This is a genomic window from Streptomyces sp. NRRL WC-3549 (genome assembly GCF_000721935.1).
GTDB lineage: Bacteria > Actinomycetota > Actinomycetes > Streptomycetales > Streptomycetaceae > Streptomyces.
The window spans coordinates 162872-165202 of the sequence record NZ_KL585381.1 but is presented as its reverse complement, the minus strand read 5'-3'; the positions used below and the strand labels follow the sequence as shown (position 1 = coordinate 165202).

At 70.6% G+C, this 2331-nt stretch carries 1 protein-coding gene and 1 pseudogene; one reads left to right on the top strand and one right to left on the bottom strand.

The window, feature by feature from the left end; genetic code table 11:
• A pseudogene (locus IH13_RS36465) lies at positions 1-831 on the bottom strand (LacI family DNA-binding transcriptional regulator); the annotation flags it as partial.
• Positions 832-1223: 392 nt separating this feature from the next.
• Here IH13_RS36465 and hisC point away from each other — a divergent pair.
• Complete coding sequence (hisC, locus tag IH13_RS0100995) at positions 1224-2303, top strand: histidinol-phosphate transaminase (RefSeq protein ID WP_031080180.1); 1080 nt, start codon at positions 1224-1226, stop codon at positions 2301-2303.
• Positions 2304-2331: the final 28 nt, after the last annotated feature.

Below are 2331 nucleotides of genomic sequence, written 5' to 3'. Positions count from 1 at the left end.
GAGGCCAGCAGGTCGGTCCCGTTGGGGTCGAACAAGCCGTAGACGGCGTCCGGCCGGTCCGGGCGGGCCAGGGAGGCGGTCGGCCGCCACCGCGCCCGCACAGGGGTCGTGGGCCGGGTACGACTCGTAGACCGGGTCCTGCCCGACCCGCTCGCACCAGTGGAGGTAGGCGGTCGTGGACAGCCGGGTGTAGGTGTCCGTCGTGGTGCCGGTCAGCAGCCCGATGCGACGGGCCCCGGCCGCGGCGAGATGGTCGAGGAGGTCGAGCACCGCCGCGCGGTGGTCGTTGTCGACCCAGGCGGTGACGGGCAGTGAGCCGGCCGGACGCCCGTCCGAGACGACCGGCAGGCCCTGGCGGACGAGTTCGGCGACCACGGGGTCCTGGTCGGACGGGTCGATGACGACCGTGCCGTCGAGCGCCACGTTGGACCAGACGTCGTGCCGTGAGGTGGCGGGGAGGATGACGAGCGCGTAGCCGCGGGCGAGCGCCGCCGAGGTGGCTGCTCTGGCCATCTCGGCGAAGTACGCGAACTCGGTGAAGGTGAAAGGTTCATCCCCGTACGTGGTCACGGTCAGGCCGATGAGGCCCGACTTGCCCGTGCGGAGGGTACGGGCCGCGGCCGACGGGCGGTAGCCCAGGCGCTCGGCGACCTCGCGGACATGGCGTCGGGTGGCGTCCGGCAGTCTCCCCTTGCCGTTGAGGGCGTCGGAGACGGTCGTGATGGAGACGCCGGCCGCCGCCGCGACATCACGGATGCCCGCACGTCCCGGTCGGCCGCTGCGCCGGGGCGTCTCTGTCCGACTCACCTGGTGCTTCCCTGCTGCTGTCATGGCGAGCCGATAGTAGGGGGCCGACCGCGGGTAGGGCCGGTCGCATATGCGCGCATTGACAGGCACGTTTCTGCATGATCGTTCGGCGCATTAGCCCTTGCAAAGCAAGGGAGTTGAGCCCTTTCGGTGGCAGGTGTCATGTGTCGGGGAGTGAGGACCTGCTGCATGGGTCAGCTGTCGAAGAGGTCGCAACTCACCTCTTCGAGGGACGCGCGCCACGGAGTGAGCCACCGGCGTGCGCCGGATTGCGCTGGCGCCCCCGCTCGGCCGGGGCCGACGACGGGGGCTTCGTCGCACGGACACGGATTTCGGGCACGGGCCATTCGCAGGAACCCTCAATCCTCATAAGGTGAGCAGTATTGCTGTGTACGGATGGTCGAGGAGGACCTGCGGTGAGCGAGACGAGCCCCAAGCTGCGCGCCGAGCTGGACGGCGTCCCTGCCTATGTGCCGGGCAAGCCGCCGGCTGCCGACGGGCCGGCAGCCTTCAAGCTGTCCTCGAACGAGAACCCGTACCCCCCGCTGCCAGGGGTGATGGAGTCGGCTCTCGCGGCGGCGGCCGTCTTCAACCGCTACCCGGACATGGCGTGCACCGGTCTGATGAACGAACTGTCCGACCGGTTCGGCGTGCCGGTCTCCCATCTGGCCACCGGCACCGGTTCGGTCGGCGTGGCGCAGCAGCTGCTCCAGGCCACCTCGGGCCCGGGTGACGAGGTCGTCTACGCCTGGCGCTCCTTCGAGGCGTACCCGATCATCACGCAGATCAGCGGAGCCTCCTCGGTGCGGGTGCCGCTGACCGACGGTGAGGTGCACGACCTCGACGCGATGGCGGACGCGATCACCGACCGGACCCGGATGATCTTCGTCTGCAACCCCAACAACCCGACCGGCACGGTGGTGCGCAGGGCGGAACTGGAGCGGTTCCTGGACCGGGTCCCGGGCGATGTGCTGGTCGTCCTGGACGAGGCGTACAAGGAGTTCATCCGCGACACCGAGGTGCCGGACGGGATCGAGATCTACCGGGACCGGCCCAACGTGGCGGTGCTGCGGACCTTCTCGAAGGCGTACGGCCTGGCGGGGCTGCGGGTCGGCTTCGCGGTGGCGCACGAACCGGTGGCGGCGGCGCTGCGCAAGACGGCCGTCCCCTTCGGCGTCAGCCAGGTCGCCCAGGACGCGGCGGTCGCCTCGCTGCGTGCCGAGGACGAGCTGCTGGGGCGGGTGGGCGCGCTGGTCGGGGAGCGGACCCGGGTGCGCGAGGGCCTGGTGCGGCAGGGCTGGACCGTTCCGGAGTCGCAGGCCAACTTCGTCTGGCTGCGGCTGGGCGAGCGCACGCTCGACTTCGCCGCGGTCTGCGAGGGGGCGGGCGTGACCGTGCGGCCGTTCGTCGGCGAGGGGGTGCGGATCTCGATCGGGGAGACCGAGGCCAACGACATCCTCCTGAAGGTGGCGGAGGAGTACCGCAGGGACCTGTAGGGCTGTCTCTTATACACATCTCTGAGCG